The organism is Streptomyces sp. NPDC091280 (assembly GCF_044768565.1).
GTDB lineage: Bacteria > Actinomycetota > Actinomycetes > Streptomycetales > Streptomycetaceae > Streptomyces.
On record NZ_JBIVUZ010000006.1, the window covers coordinates 299,963 to 324,222 of the forward strand.

At 71.4% G+C, this 24,260-nt stretch carries 23 protein-coding genes and 1 pseudogene; 12 read left to right on the plus strand and 12 right to left on the minus strand.

The annotated features are described in order from the left end of the window. Positions 1-54 precede the first annotated feature (54 nt). The 3 genes and pseudogenes from ACIQPR_RS20175 to ACIQPR_RS20185 all read right to left on the minus strand — a co-directional run. Positions 55-831, minus strand: a pseudogene (locus ACIQPR_RS20175) (D-alanyl-D-alanine carboxypeptidase family protein); the annotation flags it as partial. Between the two features lie 88 nt (positions 832-919). Then, complete coding sequence (gene rho / locus ACIQPR_RS20180; RefSeq protein ID WP_403650107.1) at positions 920-2,059, minus strand: transcription termination factor Rho; 1,140 nt, start codon at positions 2,057-2,059, stop codon at positions 920-922. A gap of 303 nt (positions 2,060-2,362) precedes the next feature. Next, complete coding sequence (locus ACIQPR_RS20185; protein ID WP_403650109.1) at positions 2,363-3,190, minus strand: class I SAM-dependent methyltransferase; 828 nt, start codon at positions 3,188-3,190, stop codon at positions 2,363-2,365. Between the two features lie 167 nt (positions 3,191-3,357). Here ACIQPR_RS20185 and ACIQPR_RS20190 point away from each other — a divergent pair, with 167 nt between their 5' ends. The 6 genes from ACIQPR_RS20190 to ACIQPR_RS20215 all read left to right on the plus strand — a co-directional run bounded on the left by ACIQPR_RS20190 (position 3,358) and on the right by ACIQPR_RS20215 (position 8,465). Further along, positions 3,358-4,128 carry an SDR family NAD(P)-dependent oxidoreductase gene (locus tag ACIQPR_RS20190; protein WP_403650112.1) on the plus strand — a complete coding sequence of 257 codons (771 nt, stop codon included), beginning with the start codon at positions 3,358-3,360 and terminating at the stop codon, positions 4,126-4,128. A 6-nt stretch (positions 4,129-4,134) separates the two neighbouring features. Next, complete coding sequence (locus ACIQPR_RS20195; RefSeq protein ID WP_403650115.1) at positions 4,135-4,548, plus strand: VOC family protein; 414 nt, start codon at positions 4,135-4,137, stop codon at positions 4,546-4,548. A gap of 11 nt (positions 4,549-4,559) precedes the next feature. Next, positions 4,560-6,092 (plus strand): MFS transporter, encoded by a 1,533-nt coding sequence (locus tag ACIQPR_RS20200; protein ID WP_403650118.1) that lies wholly within the window; start codon positions 4,560-4,562, stop codon positions 6,090-6,092. A gap of 131 nt (positions 6,093-6,223) precedes the next feature. Beyond that, entirely contained in the window at positions 6,224-6,868 is a 645-nt protein-coding gene (locus tag ACIQPR_RS20205; protein WP_403650121.1) for a YciI family protein, read from the plus strand. Next, positions 6,865-7,206 carry a YciI family protein gene (locus tag ACIQPR_RS20210; protein WP_403650123.1) on the plus strand — a complete coding sequence of 114 codons (342 nt, stop codon included), beginning with the start codon at positions 6,865-6,867 and terminating at the stop codon, positions 7,204-7,206. Before ACIQPR_RS20205 ends, ACIQPR_RS20210 begins: the two co-directional genes overlap by 4 nt. Further along, positions 7,203-8,465, plus strand: coding sequence for an RNA polymerase sigma factor (locus ACIQPR_RS20215; RefSeq protein WP_403650125.1), 1,263 nt, complete (start codon positions 7,203-7,205; stop codon positions 8,463-8,465). The genes ACIQPR_RS20210 and ACIQPR_RS20215 overlap by 4 nt, the downstream gene beginning before the upstream one ends. On the opposite strand, the gene ACIQPR_RS20220 is transcribed toward ACIQPR_RS20215, so the two are convergent. Further along, positions 8,462-8,944: a MarR family winged helix-turn-helix transcriptional regulator gene (locus ACIQPR_RS20220; RefSeq protein ID WP_403650128.1), complete on the minus strand. Its 483-nt coding sequence runs from the start codon at positions 8,942-8,944 to the stop codon at positions 8,462-8,464. The genes ACIQPR_RS20215 and ACIQPR_RS20220 overlap by 4 nt on opposite strands. 153 nt (positions 8,945-9,097) lie before the next feature. On the opposite strand from ACIQPR_RS20220, the gene ACIQPR_RS20225 reads away from it, so the two are divergent. Further along, positions 9,098-10,063, plus strand: coding sequence for a zinc-binding alcohol dehydrogenase family protein (locus ACIQPR_RS20225; RefSeq protein ID WP_403650131.1), 966 nt, complete (start codon positions 9,098-9,100; stop codon positions 10,061-10,063). A gap of 20 nt (positions 10,064-10,083) precedes the next feature. Here the strand turns inward: ACIQPR_RS20225 and ACIQPR_RS20230 are convergent, their stop codons facing one another. The 8 genes from ACIQPR_RS20230 to ACIQPR_RS20265 all read right to left on the minus strand — a co-directional run bounded on the left by ACIQPR_RS20230 (position 10,084) and on the right by ACIQPR_RS20265 (position 17,825). Next, positions 10,084-10,854 carry an SDR family NAD(P)-dependent oxidoreductase gene (locus tag ACIQPR_RS20230; protein WP_403650134.1) on the minus strand — a complete coding sequence of 257 codons (771 nt, stop codon included), beginning with the start codon at positions 10,852-10,854 and terminating at the stop codon, positions 10,084-10,086. A 37-nt stretch (positions 10,855-10,891) separates the two neighbouring features. Next, positions 10,892-11,884 carry a LysR family transcriptional regulator gene (locus ACIQPR_RS20235; RefSeq protein ID WP_403650137.1) on the minus strand — a complete coding sequence of 331 codons (993 nt, stop codon included), beginning with the start codon at positions 11,882-11,884 and terminating at the stop codon, positions 10,892-10,894. Between the two features lie 156 nt (positions 11,885-12,040). Further along, positions 12,041-12,997, minus strand: coding sequence for a fumarylacetoacetate hydrolase family protein (locus ACIQPR_RS20240; RefSeq protein ID WP_403650140.1), 957 nt, complete (start codon positions 12,995-12,997; stop codon positions 12,041-12,043). Positions 12,998-13,000: 3 nt separating this feature from the next. Then, the gene (locus ACIQPR_RS20245) at positions 13,001-14,371 is read right to left on the minus strand and encodes an FAD-binding oxidoreductase (protein WP_403650142.1); all 1,371 of its coding nucleotides are present in this window, start codon (positions 14,369-14,371) and stop codon (positions 13,001-13,003) included. A gap of 8 nt (positions 14,372-14,379) precedes the next feature. Continuing rightward, positions 14,380-15,360 carry a cyclase family protein gene (locus tag ACIQPR_RS20250; protein ID WP_403650144.1) on the minus strand — a complete coding sequence of 327 codons (981 nt, stop codon included), beginning with the start codon at positions 15,358-15,360 and terminating at the stop codon, positions 14,380-14,382. Next, positions 15,357-16,364, minus strand: coding sequence for an amidohydrolase family protein (locus ACIQPR_RS20255; RefSeq protein WP_403650147.1), 1,008 nt, complete (start codon positions 16,362-16,364; stop codon positions 15,357-15,359). Before ACIQPR_RS20255 ends, ACIQPR_RS20250 begins: the two co-directional genes overlap by 4 nt. After that, positions 16,361-17,485, minus strand: coding sequence for an FAD-dependent monooxygenase (locus ACIQPR_RS20260; protein ID WP_403650150.1), 1,125 nt, complete (start codon positions 17,483-17,485; stop codon positions 16,361-16,363). The genes ACIQPR_RS20255 and ACIQPR_RS20260 overlap by 4 nt, the downstream gene beginning before the upstream one ends. Before the next feature lie 34 nt (positions 17,486-17,519). Further along, positions 17,520-17,825, minus strand: coding sequence for an antibiotic biosynthesis monooxygenase family protein (locus ACIQPR_RS20265; RefSeq protein WP_403650153.1), 306 nt, complete (start codon positions 17,823-17,825; stop codon positions 17,520-17,522). Between the two features lie 229 nt (positions 17,826-18,054). On the opposite strand from ACIQPR_RS20265, the gene ACIQPR_RS20270 reads away from it, so the two are divergent. The 5 genes from ACIQPR_RS20270 to ACIQPR_RS20290 all read left to right on the plus strand — a co-directional run bounded on the left by ACIQPR_RS20270 (position 18,055) and on the right by ACIQPR_RS20290 (position 24,256). Continuing rightward, positions 18,055-19,020, plus strand: coding sequence for a fumarylacetoacetate hydrolase family protein (locus ACIQPR_RS20270; protein ID WP_403650156.1), 966 nt, complete (start codon positions 18,055-18,057; stop codon positions 19,018-19,020). Further along, a complete protein-coding gene (locus ACIQPR_RS20275) occupies positions 19,017-19,952 on the plus strand; it encodes a VOC family protein (RefSeq protein WP_403650158.1) in 936 nt (311 codons plus the stop codon). The genes ACIQPR_RS20270 and ACIQPR_RS20275 overlap by 4 nt, the downstream gene beginning before the upstream one ends. A 27-nt stretch (positions 19,953-19,979) precedes the next feature. Further along, entirely contained in the window at positions 19,980-21,281 is a 1,302-nt protein-coding gene (hisD, locus tag ACIQPR_RS20280) for a histidinol dehydrogenase (protein WP_403650161.1), read from the plus strand. Beyond that, positions 21,278-22,048 (plus strand): SDR family NAD(P)-dependent oxidoreductase, encoded by a 771-nt coding sequence (locus tag ACIQPR_RS20285; RefSeq protein WP_403650164.1) that lies wholly within the window; start codon positions 21,278-21,280, stop codon positions 22,046-22,048. Before hisD ends, ACIQPR_RS20285 begins: the two co-directional genes overlap by 4 nt. Positions 22,049-22,345: 297 nt before the next feature. Next, positions 22,346-24,256 carry a hypothetical protein gene (locus ACIQPR_RS20290; protein WP_403650167.1) on the plus strand — a complete coding sequence of 637 codons (1,911 nt, stop codon included), beginning with the start codon at positions 22,346-22,348 and terminating at the stop codon, positions 24,254-24,256. The last annotated feature ends 4 nt before the right edge of the window (positions 24,257-24,260 follow it).

Consider the following 24,260-nt stretch of genomic DNA (forward strand, 5'->3'; position numbering starts at 1 on the left):
CATCACGGTGACGACGAGCGACCGCCCGCCCCGGCGGGCCGCCGCGACCAGGGTGTTGCCGGCGTGGGTGGTGTAGCCGTTCTTCACACCGATGAGCCCCGGATACGGCTCGACGCCGTCGTTGCCGGTCAGCAGCCGGTTGGTGTTCTGGATCGCGTACGACGAGCCGCCACCGGGGAACTCGGCCTCGGCGGTGGAGCAGTACCGCGCGAAGTCCGGGTTGCGCAGTCCGGCCCGGCCGAACACCGCGAGGTCGAAGGCGGAGGACACCTGGCCGTCGGTGTCGTAGCCGTCCGGCGAGATGACATGCGTGTCGAGGGCGCCCAGGGAACGCGCCTTGGCCTGCATCCGGGCGGCCGTGGCGTCCCAGCCGCCGTTGAGCGCGGCCAGGACGTGCACGGCGTCGTTGCCGGAGTTGAGGAAGACCCCGCGCCACAGGTCGGCGACGCGGTAGGTGTGGCCGGCCTCGACCCCGACCATGCTGCTGCCCTCGCCGATACCGGCCAGGTCCTGTTCGGTGACGCGGTGCCGGAGCCCACCGGGCAGGGAGGGGAGGACGGTCAGGGCGAAGAGGGTCTTCAGGGTGCTGGCGGGCGGGAGTCTGCGGTGCGCGTCGTGGGCGGCGAGGATCTCGCCGGTGCCGGCGTCCGCGACGAGCCAGGAGAGGGCCGAGATGTCCGGGAGCTGGGGGGCGCCGGGGTGGAGCTGGACCTGAGTGCTGGGATCCGGCCCGGTGTCGGCGCTCGCCGCGGTGGGGGTGAACGCGAGGACACCCGTGAGGCACAGGGCGCAGGCCGACAGGGCGAACCGGGATGAGAATCCGATAGTCATATCGCAAACGTAGGAACGAAGGGGCTGCTCAGGGCGTTGGCCGGGCCGATCGCGGCGCCTCAGCACCCGGATGCGCTAGTGACTCGGGTCAGTTCGACGGCAGCGTGGGCTGGATGCGGCGCAGGAACGTCGCGTTGTCCGGGGTCTCCCGCATGCGCTCCAGCAGCGTCTCCGTGCTGCTCTGGCCGTCCCGGTTCTGAAGGACGCGACGAAGCCCCCGTACGGCCGTCAACTCGGCCGGAGTGAGCAGGAGTTCCTCACGGCGGGTGCCGGACGGGTTGATCTCGACGGCCGGGAAGACCCGGCGGGAGGCCAGCTCGCGGCTGAGGCGCAGCTCCATGTTGCCGGTGCTCTTCAGCTCTTCGAAGTAGAAGTCGTCGGCACGGGAGCCGGTCTCGACCAGCGCGGTGGCGAGGATGGTCAGCGAACCGCCCTCCTCGGCGAGCCGGGCGGCACCGAAGAACTTCTTCGGGCCGATCAGCGCGGTCGCGTCGACACCGCCGCTGAGGGTACGGCCGCCGGAGGCCGCCGCGTTGTTGTGCGCCCGGCAGAGCCGGGTGAGGGAGTCGAGGAGGATCACCACGTCCTCGCCCTCCTCGACCAGCCGCTTGGCCCGTTCGATCACGAGCTCGGCCAGCGCGATGTGCTGCTTGGGCGCCTTGTCGAAGGTGGAGGCGTACACCTCGCCGCGCACGGAGCGCCGCATGTCGGTGACCTCCTCGGGCCGCTCGTCGAGCAGCACGACCATCAGCCGGGCCTCCGGGTGGTTGCCGGCCACGGCCGCCGCGATCTGCTGGAGCAGGACGGTCTTGCCGGTCTTGGGCGGGGCCACGATCAGCCCGCGCTGGCCCTTGCCGACGGGGGCGATCAGGTCGGCGACCCGTCCGGTCAGGCCGGCCGCCGGGTGTTCGAGGTGCAGCCGCTCACGCGGGTGCAGCGGGGTGAGGTCGCGGAAGTGGCGTCGGCCGCGCAGTTCTTCGGGTGTGCGGCCGTTGACGAACGCGACCTCGGTGAGGGCGCGCTGCCCGCCGCGGACACCTGCCACGAGGTCGCCCTTGCGCAGGCCGTGACGGCGGATCAGCGCGGGGGAGACCTGGAGGTCGATGGGCGAGGACTGGCAGTTCAGCGCCCGAAGGTGCCCCTTCCCGTTGCCGTCGATGTCGAGGACACCGGTGGCCGGCTGGGTGCGGGGCTGTTCCTGTACTGGGGGTTCGAGTGTGGTGGTCATGATGGGTGGTCCTTTCGAGGACGGATGCATGTGTCATGCGGAAGGAAGGGGGGAGAAGCCGCGGGTGGAGGGCGTACGAGCGCTCCTCGGGGCGGCGGGAACATCACCTCGGGTGCGACGGGAGTCGCGTTCGTCAAAAGACGTCGGTCACGAAGTGGTGTGAGAAAGCCGGTGTGCCGGTCCGGATGGACGGGCCGCTCGGCGGAGAAGAAGTGGTGCTGGCACCGGCGCCCGGAACGGGGCGTACACAAGTGCTGACCGCACCGTAGCACACTCGGTGCGGATCCGGCTGTGAGCCACGACTCAGCGGCCGGCCAGCAGGGCGTAGAGCAGGGGGATCCGGGGCTCGGGCAGTCGCCACCAGCCGGACGCGGTCCGCTCCATGCGCTCCCAGCGCGGCCACGGGAGCTCGTCGCTCTCGCGGAGCCGTCGGATGTGCAGTCCCGCTGTCGTCAACGCGTTGACGACCTCGTCCATTCCGTGCATCCACTCGTAGCTGTCGGTCGCGTCGGCGACGGCCGGGCCGTCGGTGTACGTGAACGTCGCGTCCCGGTGCACCGGACCGCCGCCGCCCAGGTAGTCGTGGCGCAGCAGCAGCTCGGGGCCCTCGCCCGGACGGGGCTTCGGGCCCAGCGAGTTGAGGAGGGGGTGGAACTCGACGATGTACAACAGGCCGCCGGGGCGCAGGAGTCGGGCGATCACGTCGGCCCAGCGCGGCAGGTCGGGCAGATAGCACAGGGCGCCCTTGCCGGTGTACACGACGTCGAACCGCCTCCCGCCCAGGGCCTCGACGGCGTCGTACACGTTCGCCTGTACGTAGTCGACGTCGAGGCCCGCCTTCGCCGCGATGCCCGTCGCCGCGGTGACGGACGCCTCGGAGAAGTCGAGGCCGGTGGCGCGCGCGCCGCGCCGTGCGAACGCGAGGGTCTCCGTGCCCAGGTGACACTGGAGGTGGAGCACGTCCCGCCCGGCCGGGTCGCCGAGGTCGTCCCACTCGAAGGAGGCGAACCAGCGGTCCGGGTCCGGGTCGCCGTCGAGGCCGTAGAAGCGGCTGGCGAGGTGGACGGGGGTGCGGGCGTCCCAGTTCGCCTGGTTGGCGCGCATCAGTCGGGCCTGGTCCTCGGTGCTCATGGGGACATCCTGCCGTGCTGCCGCGCGGAGTTCCCGGCTTCCCGCCTCATACCAGCCATACGAACCCCCGATGGCCCTTCACCGACCCATTTCTTGTTCTGGCCAATGGCCGTACCTACGCTGCCACCACCGCACCACGGCGGCACGGGACAAGGGACTTGGCAATCATGGGTCGACTGGCCGGGAAAATCGCTTTCATCAGCGGAACGGGGGCAGGAATAGGGCGGGCCGCGGCGCAGATATTCGCGGCCGAGGGCGCCGAGGTTTTCGGCTGCGACATCGACGAGGACAGCGCGGCCGAAACCGTGGAACTCGTCGAGAAGGCCGGCGGAATCATGCGGTCCCTGGCGCCCGTGGACCTGTCCACCCAGGACGGCGCCCGCGAGTGGATCGAGGCCGGGATCGTGAGCTTCGGCGGGATCGACATCCTCTACAACAACGCCTCCGCGCTGCGGAACGGCCCGTTCGAGACCATGCCCGCCGAGGACTGGTACTTCACCATCAAGAACGAGCTGGACATCCCCTACTTCTGCACCCAGGCCGCCTGGCCGCACCTGATCGCACGGGGTGGCGGGGCCGTTCTCAACGTCGCCTCCGTGGCCGCCGTACGCGGGGCGCCGTTCATGCCGATGGTGCCCCACGGAGCCGCCAAGGGAGGGGTGTTGGCGATGAGCATGCACCTGTGCGCGGCCGGAGCCGCGCACGGCATCCGCGTCAACACCATCGCTCCGGGCATGACCCGCACCTCCGCCACCGCGCCCTTCCTCGACGATCCGGACGGTCCCCGGGCCCAGTTCGAGGCGCGCATCCCGGTCGGGCGGGTGGGGCAGCCCGAGGACATCGCGCGGGCCGCCGCCTTCCTCTGCTCCGACGAGGCGGCCTTCGTCAACGGCGCCAACCTCATGGTCGACGGCGGCGACAGCGCGATGGCGGGCTGAGCCGCCATGACCACCCGACTCGACCACGTGGGCGTCAACGTGCGCGACCTGACCGCCCAAACCGCCTGGTACCAGGGCGCGTTCGGCCTCAGGACCGTCTTCGAGTTCCATCTCGAAGGACCCGGTCTGCGAGGTGTCGTACTGGAGCATCCGCGGGGCTGGCGCATCGAGCTGCTCGCCAGGCCCGGTTCCGCCCCCGGCCTTCGCCCGCCGGACCCGATGACCGCCGTACTCACCGAGGGATACGGGCACTTCGCGGTCACCACCCCCGAACTCGACCCCGTCCACGGCGCGTTGGTGGCCCACGGAGCGGGCGAGGTCATGGCACCCGGGCCGTCCCCCGAGCCCGGAGTGCGGATGGCCTGGGTCAGTGACCCCGAGGGAAATCTCATCGAACTCATAGAGAAAAACGCAGAGTGAGGGCACGCACGATGACGGATTCGATCTCCTTGAAAAGACTGGACCCCGGAACGCTCATAGCGTGCTGTCTCGCGGTCGCGGCGGCACAGTTGTGCATTACCGTTCCCTCGCCCATCAACGGGGAAATTCAGGCAGCATTCGGCGCCTCCGGTTCGCAGGTCGCCTGGGTCACCTCCGCCTTCATTCTCCCCACCGCGATTCTGGAACTGAATTTCGGTGTGGTGGGCGATCTCTTCGGCCGCAAGCGGCTGTTGGTGCTCGGCGGACTCGTCCTGGCACTCGGTGAACTCCTCAACGCCACCTCGCAGAACATCACCATGATGTGGACCGGGCAGGCCCTCGCCGGTATCGGTGCCGCCGCGCTCTTCCCCAGCTCCCTCGCGGTGATCGCGGCTGCCACACCGGACGGCAAGGACCGGGCGAAAGCCGTCTCCACCTGGGCGTTGTCGATCTCGCTGGCCTCCGCCCTCGGCCCGCTGTCCTCCGGGATCCTCGCCACGGTCGCCGACTTCCGCTGGGCGTTCGTGCCGCCGGTCGTCCTCGGTCTCGCCGTCGCCGTCGCCTGCTGGCGGCTCGTCACCGACTCCAAGGCGCCCGAGGGGCGTGCGCTGGACTGGCCGGGACAGATCACCATCGCCGTCGGCCTCACCGCCCTGCTCTGGGGCATCATCGAGGGCGGCGACCGCGGCTGGGGCAGCGCGGCCATCGTCGGCTCGCTGACCCTGGCGGCCGTGGCGCTCGTCGGCTTCGTCGTCGCGGAGACCCGCGCGGCCTCCCCGATGTTCAACCTCGGCCTGCTGAAGATCCCGTCGTTCGCGGCGGCGGCCGTCGTCGCGCTGGCCGGCATGTTCGGCTTCATCGGCACCGCGTACTGCGTCTCGATCCGCCTCGGCGCCGTGATGCATCTGAGCCCGCTGCGGGCCGGCATGCCCTTCGTGATCCTTCAGCTGATCCCGCTGCTGCTGGCGCCGGTGCTCAGCAAGATGCTCACCCGCATCGACGCCCGCTGGCTGCTGATGGGCGGCCTGCTGCCCATGGCCGCCGGACAGTTCTGGATCGCCGCCCTGCCCATCACCACCACCTCCCTGGCCGCCTTCATCGGCCCGGTGCTGCTGCTCGGCGTCGGCTTCATCTGCGTGGTGTCCTCGCTGACCTCGGCCGCCGTCAACGCCGTACCGATCAACATGACCGGCATGGCCAGCGGCGCGACCAGCCTGGTCCGCGAGTTCGGCCAGGGCCTCGGCCCGGCCGTCATCAGCACCATCGCGATGAGCGCCGCGTCCTCCGCGCTCGTCGGCAAGCTCAGCGGCGCCGACGCGGGCATGGAGAAGGCGGCCGGACCGCTCGCCGTCGTCAACGCGGGCAGCGCCCAGGCCAAGGCCGCCGCGCAGACCGCCCTGGCCCACGGCATGGCCCTCGGTGTGGTGATCTGCGGCTGCGCCTCCCTGCTGGGCGCGGTCGTCACCCTGCTGCTGGTCCGCAAGAACACCGAGCGCTCGACCGTGGACGCGGGGGAGCCGTCGGTGCAGGCGGCGACCGCGTAGGCCGTACGTCACGGAAGGAGGCCGGGGCCCTGTGGCCCCGGCCTCCTCATGTTTTCCCGAAGGGGGTGTCGATTCGGCGCGGCTGCGTTCGTCGGTGGGGTGTAGGAAGCTCATGAGGACCGGGAGGATCCATGAAGTACATGCTGCTCGTGTGCGGAGACGACACCGCCGACGCCTCCGGAACGGCACCCGTGGAACCCTGGGTGGAGGAACTGGGCGACCGGGGCGTACGGCTGCACGGTCACCGGCTCGCGCTGCCCGCCGAGGCCGTCACCGTACGGGTGCGCGGCGGCGAGGTGCTCCGTACGGACGGGCCGTTCGCGGAGACCAAGGAGTACGTCGCCGGATTCGACGTCCTGGAGTGCGACACCCTGGAGGAGGCCGTCGAGGCCGCCGCCAGGCACCCCGTCGCCACCGTCGGCGCCATGGAGGTGCGCCCCTTCTGGCCGTTCGACGGCGAGCAGGGCGCCGAGGACGAGATCCGCGCGCTCGACGCCGAACGACCCGGGACCGCCGCCTTCCGCGAGGCTGTGGAGGACGTCCTCGGAGGCGTGACCTGGCCGCTGACCCGCCAGGTGCTGGAGTCCCGCGTCCACGTCGACGAGTCCGTCGCCTTCGGGCACGCCCTCGTCCGGCTGCGCGGCACCCGCGGCGACGGCCGGCCGCTGGAGGAGGTCCTGCGGGTGACCACCGGCTACCGCAACCCCGGCCTGGGCTGGCGGATCGTCCACGAACACATCTCGCCCGCCACCGGGCGGGCCGGGGAGCGGTCATGAAGTACGTCCTGCTCATCTGCACACCCGTCGACGGCGAGGAACTCGGCCCCGCCGAGATCGCCGCCGACCCCCGTTTCGCCTCGTACATCGACGAGGTCCGCAGCCGCGACCTGATGCGCGGCGGGGCCCGGCTGCGGCCGGCCTCCGACGCCACCACCGTCCGTGTGCGGGGCGACGAGGTCCTGCTCAGCGACGGGCCGTTCGTCGAGTCCAAGGAGTACGTCGCCGGCATCGACCTCGTCGAGGTCGCCGACCTGGACGAGGCCATCGCGCTCGCCTCCCGGCACCCGGCCGCGCTCTCGGGCGGCTCGGTCGAGGTCCGGCCGGTCTGGGAGTGAACGGGCCGGACGCCGAGGAGGCGGTCGCCGCCGCCTTCCGCGAGGAGTGGGGCCAGGTCGTCGCCACCCTGATCCGGGTGACCGGCGACTGGGACCTCGCGGAGGAGTGCGCGCAGGACGCCTTCGCCCAGGCGCTCGACCGGTGGCGGCGCGACGGAGTCCCGCGCCGCCCCGGCGCCTGGCTCACCACCACCGCCCGCAACCGCGCCCTCGACGTCCTGCGCCGGGAGGCGGTCGGGGCGGCGAAACTGCGGGAGGTCGCGGTGCTGGGGCGGGAGCGGGAACCGTACGACCCGGAGTACGACGGCGACGACAGCGGGGTCGGGGACGACCGGCTGCGGCTGCTGTTCACCTGCTGCCATCCCGCGCTGCCCATCGAGGCCCGGGTCGCCCTGACCCTGCGCACGCTCGCCGGGCTGACCACCCCGGAGATCGCCCGCGCCTTCCTCGTCCCCGAGGCCACCATGGCGCAGCGGCTGGTGCGCGCCAAGAAGAAGATCCGCAACGCCGGCATCCCCTACCGGGTACCGCCCGCGCATCTCCTGCCCGAACGGACGACGGGCGTGCTCGGCGTGGTCTACCTTCTCTTCAACGAGGGGTACGCGGCCACCTCCGGCGCCGAGCTGGTGCGGACGAACCTCTGCGCCGAGGCGGTCCGACTGGCCCGCGTGCTGGCCGCGTTGATGCCGGACGAGCCCGAAGTGCTGGGCCTGCTCGCCCTGTTGCTGCTGCACGACGCCCGCCGCGCCACCCGCGTGGACGCGGCGGGCGAGTTGGTGACCCTGGAGGACCAGGACCGCACGGCCTGGGACCGGCCGGAGATCGACGAGGGCGCCGCCCTCCTGGAGACCGCGCTCCGCCGCGGCCGCCCCGGCGCCTACCAGATCCAGGCCGCCATCGCCGCCTGCCACACCACCGCACCCACCGCCGCCGATACCGACTGGGCCGATATCGCCGCCCTCTACGGCGAGTTGGAGCGCTTCGTGCCCTCGCCCGTGGTGCGCCTCAACCGCGCGGTGGCCGTCGGCATGGCCCGACACCCGGACGCCGGGCTGGAGTTGGTGGCCGAGCTGGAGCGGTCGGGCGAACTGGACGGCTACCATCTGCTGCCCGCGACCCGCGCCGATCTGCTGCGCCGCGGCGGCCGTAGCGCGGAGGCGGCGGCAGCGTACGAACGGGCTCTGGAGCTGGTGGAGAACGACGCCGAACGACGCTTCCTGGAACGGCGGTTGAAGTCCGTGTCCCAGTCCGTGTCCTAGTCCCGGCCGGTGCTCAGGTCGACCCCGTGGGCCTGCGCGTCGGCGGTCACGATCCTGGTCGCCAGACGGGAGAGCCGTGCGCGGTCGGGCTCGGGCAGCGGCGCGGCGCAGGCCTCGATCCGCTCGGCGAACCGCGCGGCGACGCGGGTCGCGAGCTCGCGGCCCGCGTCGGTGATCGACACCTGGAACGAGCGGCGGTCGACGGCACTGGGCGTGCGGGTGACCAGACCCCGGCGCTGTGCGCGGTCGACGAGACCGGTGACCGAGGACTTGTCGAGGCCGAGGTGCCGGCCGAGCTGGTTCATCGTCGGCTCCCGGTCCCGCAGGATCCCGAGCAGCCGGGTCTGGGTGAGCGAGAGGTCGTACTCGCCGGCGATCTCGGCCAGCGCGTTCTGCACCAGGAACGACAACTGGGCGAGGGCGTCGACCAGGCCGAGGTCCTCGGTCGCCGGGGGCTGTGCGTCGCGCGGTGAGGTCATGCCCGGCATCCTACTTGCAAAGGTACGTGACACCTACTACTTTGGTTTGTGCAACGTACTTTCTGTTCCGCGTACGTTCTGTTCCACGTACTTTCCGCCTCGCGTACTTTTCTGCGTCCGCCCCGCCCCGCACCCGACCCGAGGAGAGCTCTCATGGACGTCCACGCCGCCGTGGTCCACTCGTTCGACGCCCCGCCCCGCTACGAGCCGTTCGACCTGCCCGCCCCCGCCGACGAGGACCAGGAAGTCGTCGACGTCCTCGCGGTGGGCCTGCACCCCCGTGTGCGCACCGGCGCGTCGGGCCGCCACTACACGAGCACCGGGAAACTGCCGATGGTGCCCGGCGTCGACGGCGTCGGCCGCCGCGCGGACGGCCGCCTGGTGTACTTCGTGGCCGACGACGAGCTGTCCGGCTCGATGGCCACCCGGACCGTCATCGACAGCCGCCGTACGGTCCCGCTCCCCGACGGCGTGGACGTGGTGAAGATCGCCGCCGCGATGAACCCCGCGATGTCGTCCTGGGTGGCGCTGCGCCGCCGCGTCCCGCTGACGGCCGGGCAGTCGGTGCTGATCCTCGGCGCCACCGGAAACGCCGGCCAGATGGCCGTCCAGGTCGCCAAGCGGCTCGGCGCCGGCCGGGTCGTCGGGGCGGGCCGCGACCGCGACCGGCTCGCGGCGCTGAGCGGCATCGGCGCGGACGCGACCGTCGCGCTCACCGCCGACGCCGAGGCCACCGCGGCGGAACTGGCCAAGGAGGCCGCCGAAGTCGACCTGGTCATCGACTACTTGTGGGGCAAACCGGCCGGTGACGCGATCATGGCGCTGCTGCGGGCCCGCGCCGACCGCAGCCGCGCCCTGAACTGGATCCAGATCGGCTCCATGGCCGGACCCACCCTCGAACTCCCGTCAGTGGCACTGCGTTCGGCGAACTTCCGACTCCAGGGCAACGGCCAGGGAGCGGTGTCCACCAGGGCCTACTTGGAGGAACTCCCGTCCCTCGTCGACGAGATCGAGCGCGGCGGCATCGAAGTCACCGCCGCGCCGGTACCCCTCGCCGAGGTCGAGAGCGCGTGGAACGCGCCCGAACTCCCCGGCGTGCGTACCGTCCTGGTGTCCTGAGGCGGCTGGCCACCGCGTCGTCACGAGGCGTCGAGCGCGTTCGTGATCGCCTTCACCCCGCCGTGCGCCGCGTACCCGCCGTCCACGGTGATCTCCGCGCCGTTGACGTACGACGCCTCGTCCGACAGCAGATAGACGACCAGCGGCGCCACCTCGTCCACCGTCCCGGCCCGGCCCTGGGGTGTCAGCGACAGATGGGCCTGTACGAACACCGGGTTCGCGGACGCCATCAGCGGGGTCTCGATGTAGCCGGGGTGGATCAGGTTCGTGCGGATGCCGCGCGGCGCCAGCTCCAGCGCGGCCACCTTCGACAGACCGCGCAGCGCCCACTTGCTGGTCGTGTACGCGACCGCGTGATGCGCGGTGAGCCCCGCGACCGAACCGACGTTCACGATGGACGAGCCGGGCGGCATCAGCGGGGCGAGCGCCTGGATGCCGAGCAGGGCGCCCGTGGTGTTCACCGCGAACGCCCGGTTCCAGTCGGCGAGTTGCACCTCGCCGAGCCGGGCCCGCATGGGAATGCCCGCGTTGTTGACGAGACCGTGCACCGCCTCCAGTCCGGCCGCGAGGTCCGCCCAGTCCGCCTCGGACGTCACGTCCAGATGCCGGTAGCGCACGTCCAGGCCCGCCCCGGTCAGCGACGCGGCGAGCTTCTCCCCGGCCTCGTCCAGGACGTCAGTCGCCACCACGCTCGCCCCTTCCCGGGCCGCGGCGGCCACCTCGGCGGCCCCCTGGCCCTGCGCGGCCCCGGTGACGACGACGGTACGACCGGCCAGACGCGTGCGGCTCACGGTTGCCTCCAAGGTGTGCGGGCTGTCCCCGACCACGCTAGGAAGCCGCGGTCAGCTCCGGAAACGCACGATCGGCATGGGTGGCATCCGCGGCGGCGATCTCGTCGGCGATCTCGCGCGCCACCGGATCGTCCAGCGACGCCCCCACCTCCCGCACCGTCTCCCGCAGCCAGCGGTGCGCCGGGTCGGCGTGCCGGTTGTGGTGCCAGTACATGGCCTCCACCAGCGGCACGTCCGGGAACGGCGTCGGTACGACGGCACAGCGCGCGAAGCCCTCGTAGCGCCGGGCGAGCCGCTCGGGGACCACGGCGACCAGGTCGGTGCCGCTCACCAGGAACGGCAGCACGTTGAAGCCGGGCGTGCTGACCTGCACCCGGGGCGTGATGCCCAGGGTCTCCAACTGCCGGTCGGCGGGCGTGAGTTTGCCGACCGCGCAGGCCGCGTGCGGCATCTCGGCGAGGTCGCGCAGCGAGAGCCGGCCGTCCACCAGCCGGGGGTTGTCCGGGTCGACGAGACACACGAACCGGTCGTGCATCACCGCCTCGCTCACGCCCGGCAGCTGATAGCCGAGCGGCACGATCATCAGGTCGTGGCAGCGCAGATGCGTCTCGGTCTCCAGCTGCCCGATGACGATCGGGTGGAAGTCGATGCGGATGCCGGGGGCCTCCTGGGCGAGGGCCCGCAGCAGCGGTTCCACGAAGACCGTCATCACGTAGTCGGACATCACGACCGAGAACCGCTGCCGGCTGCGCGAGGGATCGAAGTGCCTGGTCAGCGAGAGGGCCTCCTCCGCCTTGTGCAGGGAGGACCGGACGACCGGCAGCAGCCGCTCCGCGAGCGGGGTCAGCTCGTACTCGCGGCCCACCCGGACCAGCAGCTCGTCGTTGAAGTGCCGCCGCAGCCGGGCCAGGGAGCCGCTCATCGCGGACTGGCTGGTGGACAGCCGCACCCCCGCGTGGGTGACGTTCTTCTCCTCAAGGAGGGCTTCCAGCGCCACCAGAAGATTCAGGTCGATCGCTCCCAGACCCATGCGCCTGTCCTTCCGGCCGCGTCGTTGAAGCTCGGTGAAACCGGAGCGTAACGACCGGCTTCCCGCCGAGGAAGAGGCCGGGAGGGAAGTCACAGCGATCCGATAGCTGCCATCGGATCCCCGGATGTGTGCAGGTCGGAGGCGAGAGGAGAGGTTCTATGGCCGGGCGGTCCGGCCGCGCTTGCGGGCCCGCGGCAGGTACACGTCCGTGCGGCCGGGCACCACGCGGTTGGACAGGGTGCCCAGGCGCTCCACCGCGAGGGTCACCTCGTCGCCGGGCTTCAGCGGCGGCGGGGTGCGCTCGCCGACCCGGCCCCAGAACTCCGCCAGCGCGCCCCAGCCGCAGGTGCCCGAGCCGAGGATGTCCCCGGGGCGCACCCAGGCGTCCCGGGAGGCGTAGGCGATCATCTCCTCGAAGGTCCAGGACACGTTGGCGAGGGTGTCGCGGCCGATCAGCGCGCCGTTGAGGGTGACCGTCATCTCCAGGTCGAGGAAGCCGTCCGGGTCGCGCCGGTCCTCGACCTCGTCGGCGGTGACCAGACAGGGACCCAGCGTGTTCGCGAAGTCCTTGCCCTTGGAGAAGCCGAGCCCGAGGTTCTTCTCCGGCTTCTGGAGGTCCCGCGCCGACCAGTCGTTGAAGACCAGATAGCCGACGATGTGCTCGCGCGCCCGCTCCGGTGTGAGATCGCGCCCGGCACGGCCGACGACCACGCCGACCTCCAGCTCGAAGTCGAGCACCGAGCAGCCCGCGGGCACCGGCACGTCGTCGTGCGCGCCGTAGGCCGCGTGGGGGTTGGTGAAGTAGAAGTTGGGCGCCCGGTACCACTCCTCGGGCACGTGCTCCAGTCCGTCCAGGGACTTCGACACCCCCTCGATGTGCGCCTCGAAACCGACGAAGTCCCGGATGGACGGCGGCTTCAGCGGGGGCAGCAGCCGCACCTGATCCACCGTCAAGTCGCTGGCCCGGCGCAGCGCTTCGACCCCCGCCGCGTGCAGCACCTCCTGCTCCAGGAGGGTCAGTACGGTGACGCCCTCGGGCAGCGGATGGACGGTGCCGTCCCGGACGACCCCGGCGCGCTCCACGCCCTCGTGCTCGTATGTCGCGAAACGCATCGCTCACTGCTCCCAGTGGTTGGTGTTGGTGACGGTCCCCGCGCTCAGATAGCCGGCGAACAGGCCCTTGGGGTCGCGGGCGGCCCGGATCTCCTTGAGCCGCCGCCACTGTTCGTCGCCCATGAACCTCAACTGCCGCACGGTGAAGTCCGAGTCGCCGAGGTACTGGCCGACGGTCACCGGCCGCATGTCGGCCATCGCGCCGTCCAGCCAGCCGCGCAACTCCGCGTCACGTGCCGGGTCGTCGTGGACGACGTAGGTGGCGCAGTAGATCTCCGACTGCAACGAGAAGGCCATGTCGGGGAGTTGACGCAGCGGGGCCATGGAGAACCAGATGGTGAAGGTCTGCCGGGTCGGGTGCTCGGTGAACGCCCGGCGGATCGCGGGTACGACCTCCTCGGCCGGGCCGGTCAGCCAGGCGTTGTCGACCAGGTAGCGGTGGCCCTCGGGATTGGCGATGCGCTGGCCCGCCAACTGCGCCGCCAGCGTGGTCTGTTCGGCCTCGACACGGAACAGGGCCCGGTCCGCGTACGGGTTGGCGTGCAGCGGCGCCAGCGCCTGCGCGGCCTCCTCGGCGGTGTCGGTCATCGACACCCCCGTGACCAGCAGCACCGGCCCCTCCAGGTCGGGCGGCGTCTGCGTGAGCGCGACGATCTCCACCAGGTCCGAGACCGTGTGGTGCATGCCGTGCAGCCAGGTCATGACCTCGTCGAACAGATCGAGCGGGTACGCGTGCACGGTGTGCCCGAGGTACCCGGGCAGCGGGCGGGTGCGGAGGTGGAAGCGGGTGACGACACCGAAGAATCCCGGGCCCGCCCCGCGCGCCGCCCAGAACAGGTCGCTGTGCTCGGTCTCGTCGGCGCGCACCAGCTCGCCCTCGGCGGTGACGACGTCGATCGCCACGATGTTCTCCGCCGCCCAGCCCCAGCCGCGCGCGTTCCAGCCCTGCCCGCCCTGGAGGAGGAATCCGCCGATGCCGACCGAGGGGCAGTGCCCGCCGTTGAAGAAGCGGCCGAACTCACCGAGATACGGGTTGAGTTCGTCACCGCCCTTGACGCTCGGCGTCGCCGTCACGATCCCGGTCCCCGGGTCGTACGCCATCTCGCGGAAGCCCCCGAGGTCGATCAGCAGCGCGTCCTCGCGCACCGACCAGGCGGCCCAGCTGTGCCCGCCGGAGCGGACGGCGACCTGCCAGCCGCGTTCCAGGGCCAGCCGCACGCCCTCCACGACGTCCTGCTCCGACTCGGCCAGCAGCACGGCGGCCGGTGAACGGTCGTACGGGACACGGGCGTTGAAGATCCGGCCGAAGCACGCCTCCTCGAAGCCCTCGTCGCCGGGGAAGTGCAGGGTGCCGGAGAAACGGTTCAGGTTCACGCGCGTACTCACTTGATCGCGATCGGGTTGACGGGGGCGCCCACCGCGCCGGTCACCGGCAGGGGCGCGGCGACCAGCAGGAACTCGTGCACGCCGTCGGCCGCGCAGTCCTCGGCCAGTGCCTCAAGATCCCACATCTCGCCCAGCGGAAGACCCATGTTGGGGATCGCTATCTGGTGCAGCGGGGACATCGCGGGCTGCGGGAACTCGTAGGGCCGTACCTCAAGTCCCCAGGTGTCGGAGGCGATGGCCGCGATCTCGGTGCGGTGCAGCCAGCCGAGGGTGGTGAAGGAGAGGCCGGGCGCGTCACCGGCCGCGTAACCGCCCCACGCGCCGAGCCGCCGTACCCGGCCCAGTTGCCCGGTGCGGATCAGGACGAGGTCGCCGCGCCGGACCGAACTCGTCGCGCCCTGCGCCTCGATGGTGGCGCGCAGATGTTCCTCCAGGATGGCGAATCCGTCCGGGAGCTCACCGAGCTCGTCGCCGACCGCGCGGCCCACGTCGAGCAGCACCCCGCGGCCGGTGAAGGCGTCCCGCATGTGCTCGATGCCGGTGACCGAGTCGCCGTCGCCGCTGACGATGGTGCACGGACGGCCGTTCCACGCCTGCTTGTTGTCGTAGATGTGGCCGAGCCCGTCCCACTGGGTGGAGGCCTGCAAGGGCATCACCACATGGTCGTCGGCGCCGCCGAAGCCGTGCGGGAAGCCCTGGGTGCCGGCCGCCGCGTCGGAGCCGGTGTCCTTCATGTAGTGCACCGGGTTGATCCGGCCGCGGAAACCGCGCTGCGGGCCGGACTCGTTGAACTCCTGGGCGAGCGAGAAGGACCGCCCGCGCCGCACCAGGCCCGCCGCGTGGGCGCGGATCGCGTCGTCGACGAAGTTCAGGGTGCCGAGCACGTCGTCCTCACCCCAGCGGCCCCAGTTGCGGTAGGCGGAACGGGCCTTGGCGAGTTCTTCCTCGATCGGGCCGAGGGCGGGGCGGGTCGTCATCGGGTGCGTCCTTTCAACAGCAGGTCGAGAGCGTTGCCCCCGGCGATCGCGGCCCGGTCGGCGGGCGCGAGCCCGGCCGCGTCGAGGCGGGCCACCGGGTCGTCGATCCCCATGTCGAAGGGGTGGTCGGTGCCGAGGACCACCCGGTCCGCGCCCACCTCCTCGACCAGCCGGCGCAGCGCGCGCGGGGTGTACACCAGGGCGTCGAACCACATCCGCCGCAGATAGGAGCCGGGGGACTCGGCGCAGCCGCGCGCGTCCTCGCGGACCTGCCAGGCGTGGTCGGAGCGGCCGATGTACGTCGGGAGATAGCCGCCGCCGTGGGCCGCCACCAGCTTCAGCCGCGGGAAGCGGTCCAGGACACCGGTGAAGACGATCCGCGAGAGCGCGACCGTCGTCTCGACGGGCTGACCGACCGTGTTTCCCAGGTAGTTGGTCGCCAGGCGCGCGCCGAGCGAGCAGCCCCAGGGGTGCACGAACACGACCGCGCCCAGCTCCTCGGCCCGCTGCCACACGGTGTCGTGCGCGGGGTCGGCCAGTTCGCGGCCGTCGACCGTCGTGGAGACGCTGACGCCGTACAGGCCATGGTCGTTGACCGCCTGGTCCAGCAACGCGACCGCCAGGTCCGGGTGTTGGAGCGGGACGGTGCCCAGGCCGAACAGCCGGTCCGGCGCGACGGCGCAGTGGGCGGCCACGGCCGCGTTGACGGTACGGGTGAGCCGGATCGCGAGATCCTGGTCGGCCCAGTAGTGGTGCATCGGCATCGGGCCGACGACCTGGATGTCCACGCCCATCGCGTCGAGGTCCGCGAGACGGGTCGTGACGTCCGTCAACTTGGTGGCCAGGCGCTGGAGTTGGGCGCGGTTGACGGCCAGGGACGCGGGGGAGTGGGCGCGCTGTTCGGCCGCCAGCTCGGCCGCGAGCCCCGGCGTGTCCGCGACCAGGGCGTCGGCGGCGGGGACGGCGAGGTGGCCGTGGAAGTCGACCACGGGCGAGCCGGTCATGCCGCCGCCGTCAGGTTGTCCAGCGTCTCCGACATGATCCGGGCCGGGTCGGCGCCGGGCGTGCCGGGATGGATCTCCCAGTCCGCGAGCTGGAGGGAGTTCTCCAGGACCATCCGCACCCGGGGCAGCCGCCGGGCCATGAAGGTGTCCAGGGCCTGGTCCGTCGGCTCGTCCCCGGTCACCAGCTCGGCCAGCAGCACCGCGTCCTCCATGCACATCGCCGCGCCCTGCGCGATCAGCGGCGGACAGGCGTGCGCGGCGTCGCCGATGACCATCGTGCGCCCGCGGTGCCAGGGCTCGTCGACGAGGATCGCCTCGATCCAGCGGTAGTCGACCGCCGTGTCCTCGGGCAGCGCGGCGAGGATCTTCCCCCAGGTGCCGCCGTACCCCGCGCCGCGCTCGCGCAGCAGGGAGAGCGGGGCGCGCGGGCCGATGAGCGAGGTGTCGAGGTTCTCGTCGAGGAGGTAGGCGTAGCACTGGTCCGGCGAGATCGGGCTGTAGCCGGCCTTGAAGCGGGGCCCGCCGTAGTACACCTCCGCACAGTCCATCTCGGCCGGGCGGTCCGCGACCACCCGGAAGATCGACATGCCGACCGGACGGGGCTTCGCGTCGATGCCGATCAGGGCGCGTGTCGCGGAGTTGATGCCGTCGGCGCCCACGACGAGGTCGTAGCGGCCGGCCGAACCGTCCGTGAAGGACACGTCCACATGGTCCGGCGAGCGGTCGAGGCGGTCCACGCTCAGCCCGAGGCGGACCCGCACCCCGTGCGCGCGCACCGCGTCGCACAGCGCGTCCTGGAGGTCCGAGCGCAACGCGCCCGCCGTGGACGGCAGTTCGGGCCCGCCGGTGTGCGGGGTGGCCAGTTCGGTGATCAGTTCGCCGTCCGCGCGGCGCAGCCGCATGATGTCGAAGGGCACCGCCCGGGCGAGCACCCGGTCGAGCACGCCCACGGAACGCAGCGCCTTGAGCGCGTTGCCCTGGACGGTGATGCCATGGCCCACACCGAACCACTGCGGAGAGATCTCGACCAGCTCCACCTCGACGCCCCGCTGGGCGAGCGCGAGACACAGCACGCTTCCGGTGATGCCGCCGCCGACGACGAGCACCTTTTGTACGGGCATGGGCGATCCTTGCGAACGTAGACAGAAGTGGGGGTCAGCCCGAGAAGCGGGCGCCGAGCTCGTGGAAGTGCTCGACGGCCGGCGGCCCGGCGAAGAACGGTCCGACCAGGGCCCGCCAGCGCCCGAAGGCCTCCGACTCCCGGAAGCCGACCATGTGGGCCTCCACCGAGTCCCAGCCGACCAGCAGCAGGAAGGTCGACGGCCGTTCCGCACCGCGCAGCAGCTCGGCCCAGCGGAACCCGTCGGCCTCGGCCAGCACCTCACGGGCCTTGCCGAACACCTCCGCGAACTCCTGCTCACGCCCCGCCTCGACGGTCAGCTCGGCATGCTCGACGATCACGTTCTTCTCCTCGGGAAAGTGGGTGCTCCGAGCCTGCGTGGACGGCCGATCCACGGTCAACGGATCGAGGCATCGGCAAGGGGGACGTCATGCATCCCGTACGGCGATGGAGCCCCCGGTGAAGGGCCCGCGCGGGCGCCGATGGCAGGCATCGCGGATCGCCATTTCCGCCGGGTCCCCGTGCTGCCTAGCGTCGAGGGCGAGCCCCCACCCGTACGAGGAGAGCGCCGTGCCCGATCCACTGCCCACCCACGCCGGACCCTTCGCCCTCGGCACGTTCGCCTCGGGCGCGGCGGTCTTCCCCGGTCTGGTCACCGGTTCCCGCGTGCGCGACCTCTCCGATCTCGTGCCGTCGATCCGGGCGCTCGTCGAGGACTGGGCCGAACTGCTGCCCCGGCTCGGCGACCTCGCCCGGTCCGCCGAAGGCGGCCGGCACGAGCTCGCCGCGCTGCGCGTGCTGACCCCGATCGAGCCCGGCCAGATCCTCCAGAGCGGGGCCAACTACCGCAAGCACGTGGTCGATCTGGTCGCCGCCGAGAAGGAGAGCGTGCACGGCGCCACCCCCGAGGAGGCCCGCGCCGACGCCGAGCTGATGATGGACGAGCGCGCCCGCAACGGAGTGCCGTACATCTTCCTCGGCTCCCCCCGCGCCCTCACCGGGCCCTACGACGACATCGTGCTCCCCGCGCTCGGCGAGCAGCACGACTGGGAACTCGAACTCGCCCTGGTCATCGGCAAGTCGGGAAGGAACATCCCGGCCGAGGAGGCGATGGAGCACGTCGCCGGATACACGATCTCGAACGACCTCACCACCCGCGACCGCCTCTACCGGCCCGACCTCAAGGCCATCGGCACCGACTGGTTCACCGCCAAGAACGCCGACACCTTCCTGCCCACCGGCCCCTTCCTCGTACCGGCCGCCTTCGTCGGAGACCCCGGCGACCTGCGGATCACCCTGCGCCACAACGGAGTCGTCCGCCAGGACGAGTCGACGAAGGACATGATCTTCGACATTCCCAAGCTCATCGCCTACGCCTCCACGACCACCACCCTGCGCCCCGGCGACCTGCTGCTCACCGGCTCCCCGGCCGGCAACGGCGCGCACTGGGGCGTCTTCCTCAAGCCCGGCGACGTCGTCGAGTCGGAGATCACCGGCCTGGGCCACCAGCGCAACACCGTCAGGAGCGGACAGTGACCTTCCAGCCCATCACCCATCTGCGCCATGTCGACCTGGCCGTACCGGACTTCGCCCGCCAGCGCGCCTTCTACGGCACCACCTGGGGCCTGACCGAGGTCGCGAACGACAGCGGCATCGCCTTCTTCGCCGCCGAGGGCAGCCCCGAGCAGTACATCGTCCGCATCCGGGAGGACGAGCGCAAACGCATGGACCTGGTCGCCTTCGGGGCCGCCTCACCACAGGACGTGGACGAACTGCACGGACGACTGGGCCGGGCCGGCGTCCAACTCCTCGGCGAGCCCACGGCGTTGGACACCCCGGGAGGCGGCTACGGCTTCCGGTTCTTCGACCCCGACGGACGGGTCGTCGAGGTCTCCGCCGACGTCGCCACCCGCACCCACCGCAGGATCGAGGAGCGCGAGGCGATCCCCGTCCGCCTCTCGCACTGCGTGGTCAACTCCCAGGACCCGGAAGGGCTCAGGGACTTCTACGTCCGCCACCTCGGGTTCCGGCTCACCGACACCCTGTACTCGGCGCACATGGGCGACCTCATGTACTTCCTGCGGTGCAGCCCGCTCCACCACTCCTTCGCCATCGCCCGAGGACCCCATGTCTCCCTGCACCACGCCTCGTTCGAGATGCGCGGGGTCGAGGAGTACATGCGCGGCACCGGGCGGGCGCTGCGCGCCGGGACCCGGCTCACCTGGGGGCCCGGCCGGCATCTCGCCGGTGACAACACCTTCTCCTACTTCCACGACCCGCACGGCAACACCGTCGAGTACACGACCGAACTCGCCGTCCTCGAAGAGGACTTGTGGCACCCGGGCCGCCACGACGTCGACGACCCGATCACCCAGGACCAGTGGGGCACCGCCGACCCGATGAGCGAGTCGGTCGCCAAGGAGCAGTTCAACGACCCCGACGTGCTGTTCGTGGCACCCCCCGTCTGATCAACCACCCGCAGAAAGGCCGCAGTCGTGGCAGAGATCCTCAAGCACGCCGTACCCAGGGCGGAGGTCGCCGCCTCCCTCGACCAGGTCCGCGAGACCGTGACCGGTGTCATCGCGGACATCCGCGAACGCGGCGACGCCGCCGTGCGCGCCTGCTCCGAGAAGTTCGACAAGTGGAGCCCCGCCTCCTTCCGGCTGACGGACGAGGAGGTCGAGAAGATCGTCGCGTCGGTGCCGCAGCAGGTCATCGACGACATCCGCTTCGTCCAGGACCAGGTACGCGGCTTCGCCCGCCGTCAGCTGGACTCCCTGGGCGAGTTCGAGGTCGAGACGCTTCCCGGTGTGCGCCTGGGCCAGAAGCACATCCCCGTACAGGCGGCCGGCGCCTACATCCCCGGCGGCCGTTACCCGCTCACCGCCTCCGCCCACATGACCATCGTCACCGCCAAGGTCGCGGGCGTACCGCGCGTGGTCGCCTGCACCCCGCCCATCCACGGCGAGATCCCCGCCGCCACCGTCGCCGCCATGCACCTCGCCGGAGCCGACGAGATCTGGCTGCTCGGCGGAGTGCAGGCGGTGGCCGCCATGGCGGTCGGCACGGACACGATGCGGCCGGTGAACCTCATCGCCGGACCCGGCAACGCCTATGTCGCCGAGGCCAAACGGCAGCTCTTCGGGGAGATCGGCATCGACCTGTTCGCCGGGCCGACCGAGATCCTCGTGCTCGCCGACGAGCAGGCGGACCCGTTCGTCTGCGCCGTCGACCTGCTCTCCCAGGCCGAGCACGGCCCGGACTCCCCGGCCGTCCTCATCACCACCTCCCGCGAGGTCGCCGAGCGCACGATCGCCGAGGTGGAACGCCTGCTGCCCGGCATGCCCACCCGCGACTTCGCCGGGCCCGCCTGGCGCGACCACGGCCAGGTGCACGTCGTCGACACGCTCGACGAGCTGTACGCCCTCGCCGACGAGTTCGCCTTCGAGCACGTCGAGGTGCTGACCGCCGAACCCCGCCTCGCGCTGGAGCGCATGACCCAGTACGGCGCGCTGTTCCTCGGCGAGGGCACCTGCGTGTCGTTCGGCGACAAGGTCATCGGCACGAACCATGTGCTGCCCACCCGCGGCGCCGCGCGCTACACCGGCGGCTTGTGGGTGGGGAAGTACCTCAAGACGGTGACCTACCAGGAGGTCACCGACACCGACTCCCAGGCGCTGCTCGGCCGGCTGTGCGGACGGGCCGCCCGCGTCGAACTGTTCGAGGGCCACGCCCGCTCCGGTGACGTACGCGCCGCGAAGGCCGCCGGCGACGAACTGCCCTGGAACACCGCATGACCCTGGACGGCCGTACGGCACTGGTCACGGGCGGCGGCGGACCGCTCGGGCGCGCCTTCGCGCTCGCCCTGGCGGAGGCCGGTGCCCGGGTGGTCCTGGTCGGGCGCCAGGAGGCGGCGCTCGCCGAGACGGCGGCACGGGTGGTCAAGGACGGCGGACAGGCCCGTACGGCGGTGTGCGACGTCTGCGACCCCACCGCCGTCGACGCGCTGGCCGCCCGGCTCGCCGACGAGGACGTGTCGCTGCTCGTCAACAACGCCGGGGTCGCGGGCCCCGTCCGGCCCCTCGTCGACATCGAGCCGGACGAATGGGACGACGTGTTCGCCGCCAATGTCCGGGGCGTCTATCTGCTGTGCCGGGCCTTCCTGCCGCCGATGCTCGCGGCCGGACGCGGCGACATCGTCAACGTGGCCTCCGTCAGCGGCAAACGCCCGCTGCTCAACCGCACCCCGTACACCGCCTCCAAAATGGCGCTGCTCGGTCTGACCCGGACCCTCGCGGGGGAGGTCGGACCGCGCGGGATCGCGGTCAACTCCCTTTCCCCGGGCCCGGTCCGGGGCCCGCGTATGGACCGCAACTTCAGGCTCACCGCCGAACTGACCGGCTGCACCGTGGCCGAGGCCGAACACGACTTCGCCTCCCGGGCCGCCCTCGGCCGGCTCGTCGAGGAGCACGAGGTGGCTCAGGCCTTGGTGGCGATGCTCGCGATGCCCGGCCTGTGCGGCGCCGACATCGACCTGTCGGCGGGGATGATCGCCCCGGCGTAGCGGCACGGCGTTCGGGAAACGGCGAGGTGGACGGCCGACGGGCCGCCCGCCTCGCCGTCGCGCGTACGGGAGTTCAGCCGCTATGACGACTCTGTGTGACCGCCATGAAATGGTCGGCGTGATCCGAGGCATCGGACTCCCATATGTGTGTGCCGCCCGCCTGTTACCGGGTTCTCCCGGCTGATTCACTCCCTCGTGCGCACCTTCGGTGCCACCGCCGGGCCCGTCCGCACCCCGCGTTCGACGGCCGGTCGGTCACACTGCGCAACGGCGCATCGATCCCTGGGAAGGCAAGCAATGACGCTGATCACCCGACGCTCGGTCCTGATCGCCGGTACCGCCACGGCCGGAGCCGTACTGGTGCCGGCGGTCTCCGCCACCGCCGCGCCGACGGCCAAGAAGGCTTCGGGCACCCGGATCTCGGTCGGATCCGGTGAGACGTACACGGTCTCCGCGACCACCCGCGTGAGCGAGCTGACCATCGCCTCCGGCGGGAAGATCGTCGCCCCGGACGGATCCAGCCTCTCGCTGACCGTCGACGGCGTGGAGACCGGACAACTGCTCACCGCCACCGGCGCCACGGCCACCCTCATCCAGGCCGGCACCTACCGGGGCGACGTCGTCCTGACCGTCGCCGCCGCCAACGAGGTGACGTACCAGACGCTCACCTTCCCCTTCCGGCAGGCGGTGTACGTCGACGCCGACGGCGTGGTCAAGGACAAGTCCGTACTCGCGGCCGTCCGCGGCGGCAGGCTCACCGACGCCTACGCCAGGAACGTGTCGATCACCTCGACCGGCGAGTGCTTCGACGGCGTGTACGTCCAGGACGCCACCTACACACTCGACCGCCCCACCATCTCCCTCACCGGCAACGGCCGTTCGGACTTCGCGGGCTACGGCGCCGCGGTGGTCGGCGACGGCGCGGGCACCACGCTGGTCCTGGACGGCGCCCGCATCGACACCAAGGGAGTCGTCCGCACCGCCGTCATCGCCGACGACGGCGCCAACGTCCTCGTCCGGGACTCCGTCCTGCGCACCCGCAACGGCGTCCTGCCCGCCGACTACCAGGCCACCGTCGAGACGCCGTACATGGAGTCCGTGCCCTGGATGCTCGGGCTCGACGGCAACGTCCGCGCCACCAACCTGATCGGCAAGGACAGCAAGGCCACCTACCTCAACTCGACGATCTTCTCCGAGACGTGGGGCGCCCTGTCGGTCGAGGGCGGCAGCGGGCTCAAACTGACCGCGATCAACAGCCACTTCGGGAACACGGGGGAGTACGGCTACGGCACCTACGCCATCGGCGACGCCACCGTGCGGGTGCTCGGCTCGCGGCTCGACGTCGGCAGCTACGCGACCATCATCGCGGGCCCGGCGGCCGTCGTGCACTACGGCGACAGCACCAGGGCCGCCGTCTCCGCGCTCAACACCGAGCTGGAACTCGGCCTGTCCAAGGGCGAGTTGGCGTCGATACCGGTACGCAGGACGGTCGTGAACTCCGGCCACTTCGGCTACATGTTCTTCGGGACCGGCCAACTCACCCTCGACGGCGGCACGCAGATCAACTCCGAGCGGGCCACCTTCCTCAACAAGGGCCAGCAGACCACGATCAGCGTCGACGGCTCCCAGGGCGCCCGGCTCAACCCGCGCGACGGGGTCATCCTCCAGATGATCGAGCTGGACGACCCGGGCCCGGTCCCGGTCGACGGCAAGATGATGAACATCGGCGTCTACACCGAGCCGACCGGCGACCCGGCCAAGGACGCGAGCTTCGATGCGACCGCCGTCCACACCACCGACGGCGCCGCCACCTTCAACTCCATAGCCCTGAAGGGCGACTTCTACAACGGCATGCGCAAGGGCAAGAACATGGTCCTCACCTTCGAGGACGCGAGCGTCGAGGGCGTCATCTCCGCGACGGCCGCCAAGCACCGGGTGTCCAGCATCGACGCGTCGACCTTCTACGAGCTGGGCATCGTCACCAACACCACGCAGGCCGCCGTCAACAACGGCGTGATCGTCCAGCTCGACAGCGGCTCGACCTGGACGGTCACCGGCACCTCCTACCTGACCCGGCTGGTCCTCGCCGCCGACGCGACCGTCAAGGCACCCCGGGGCAAGAAGCTCACCCTCACGGTCGACGGGACGGCCACCGCCGTCACGGCCGGCCGGACCTACACGGGCGCCCTGACGCTGACCGTCGCGTGAGGGA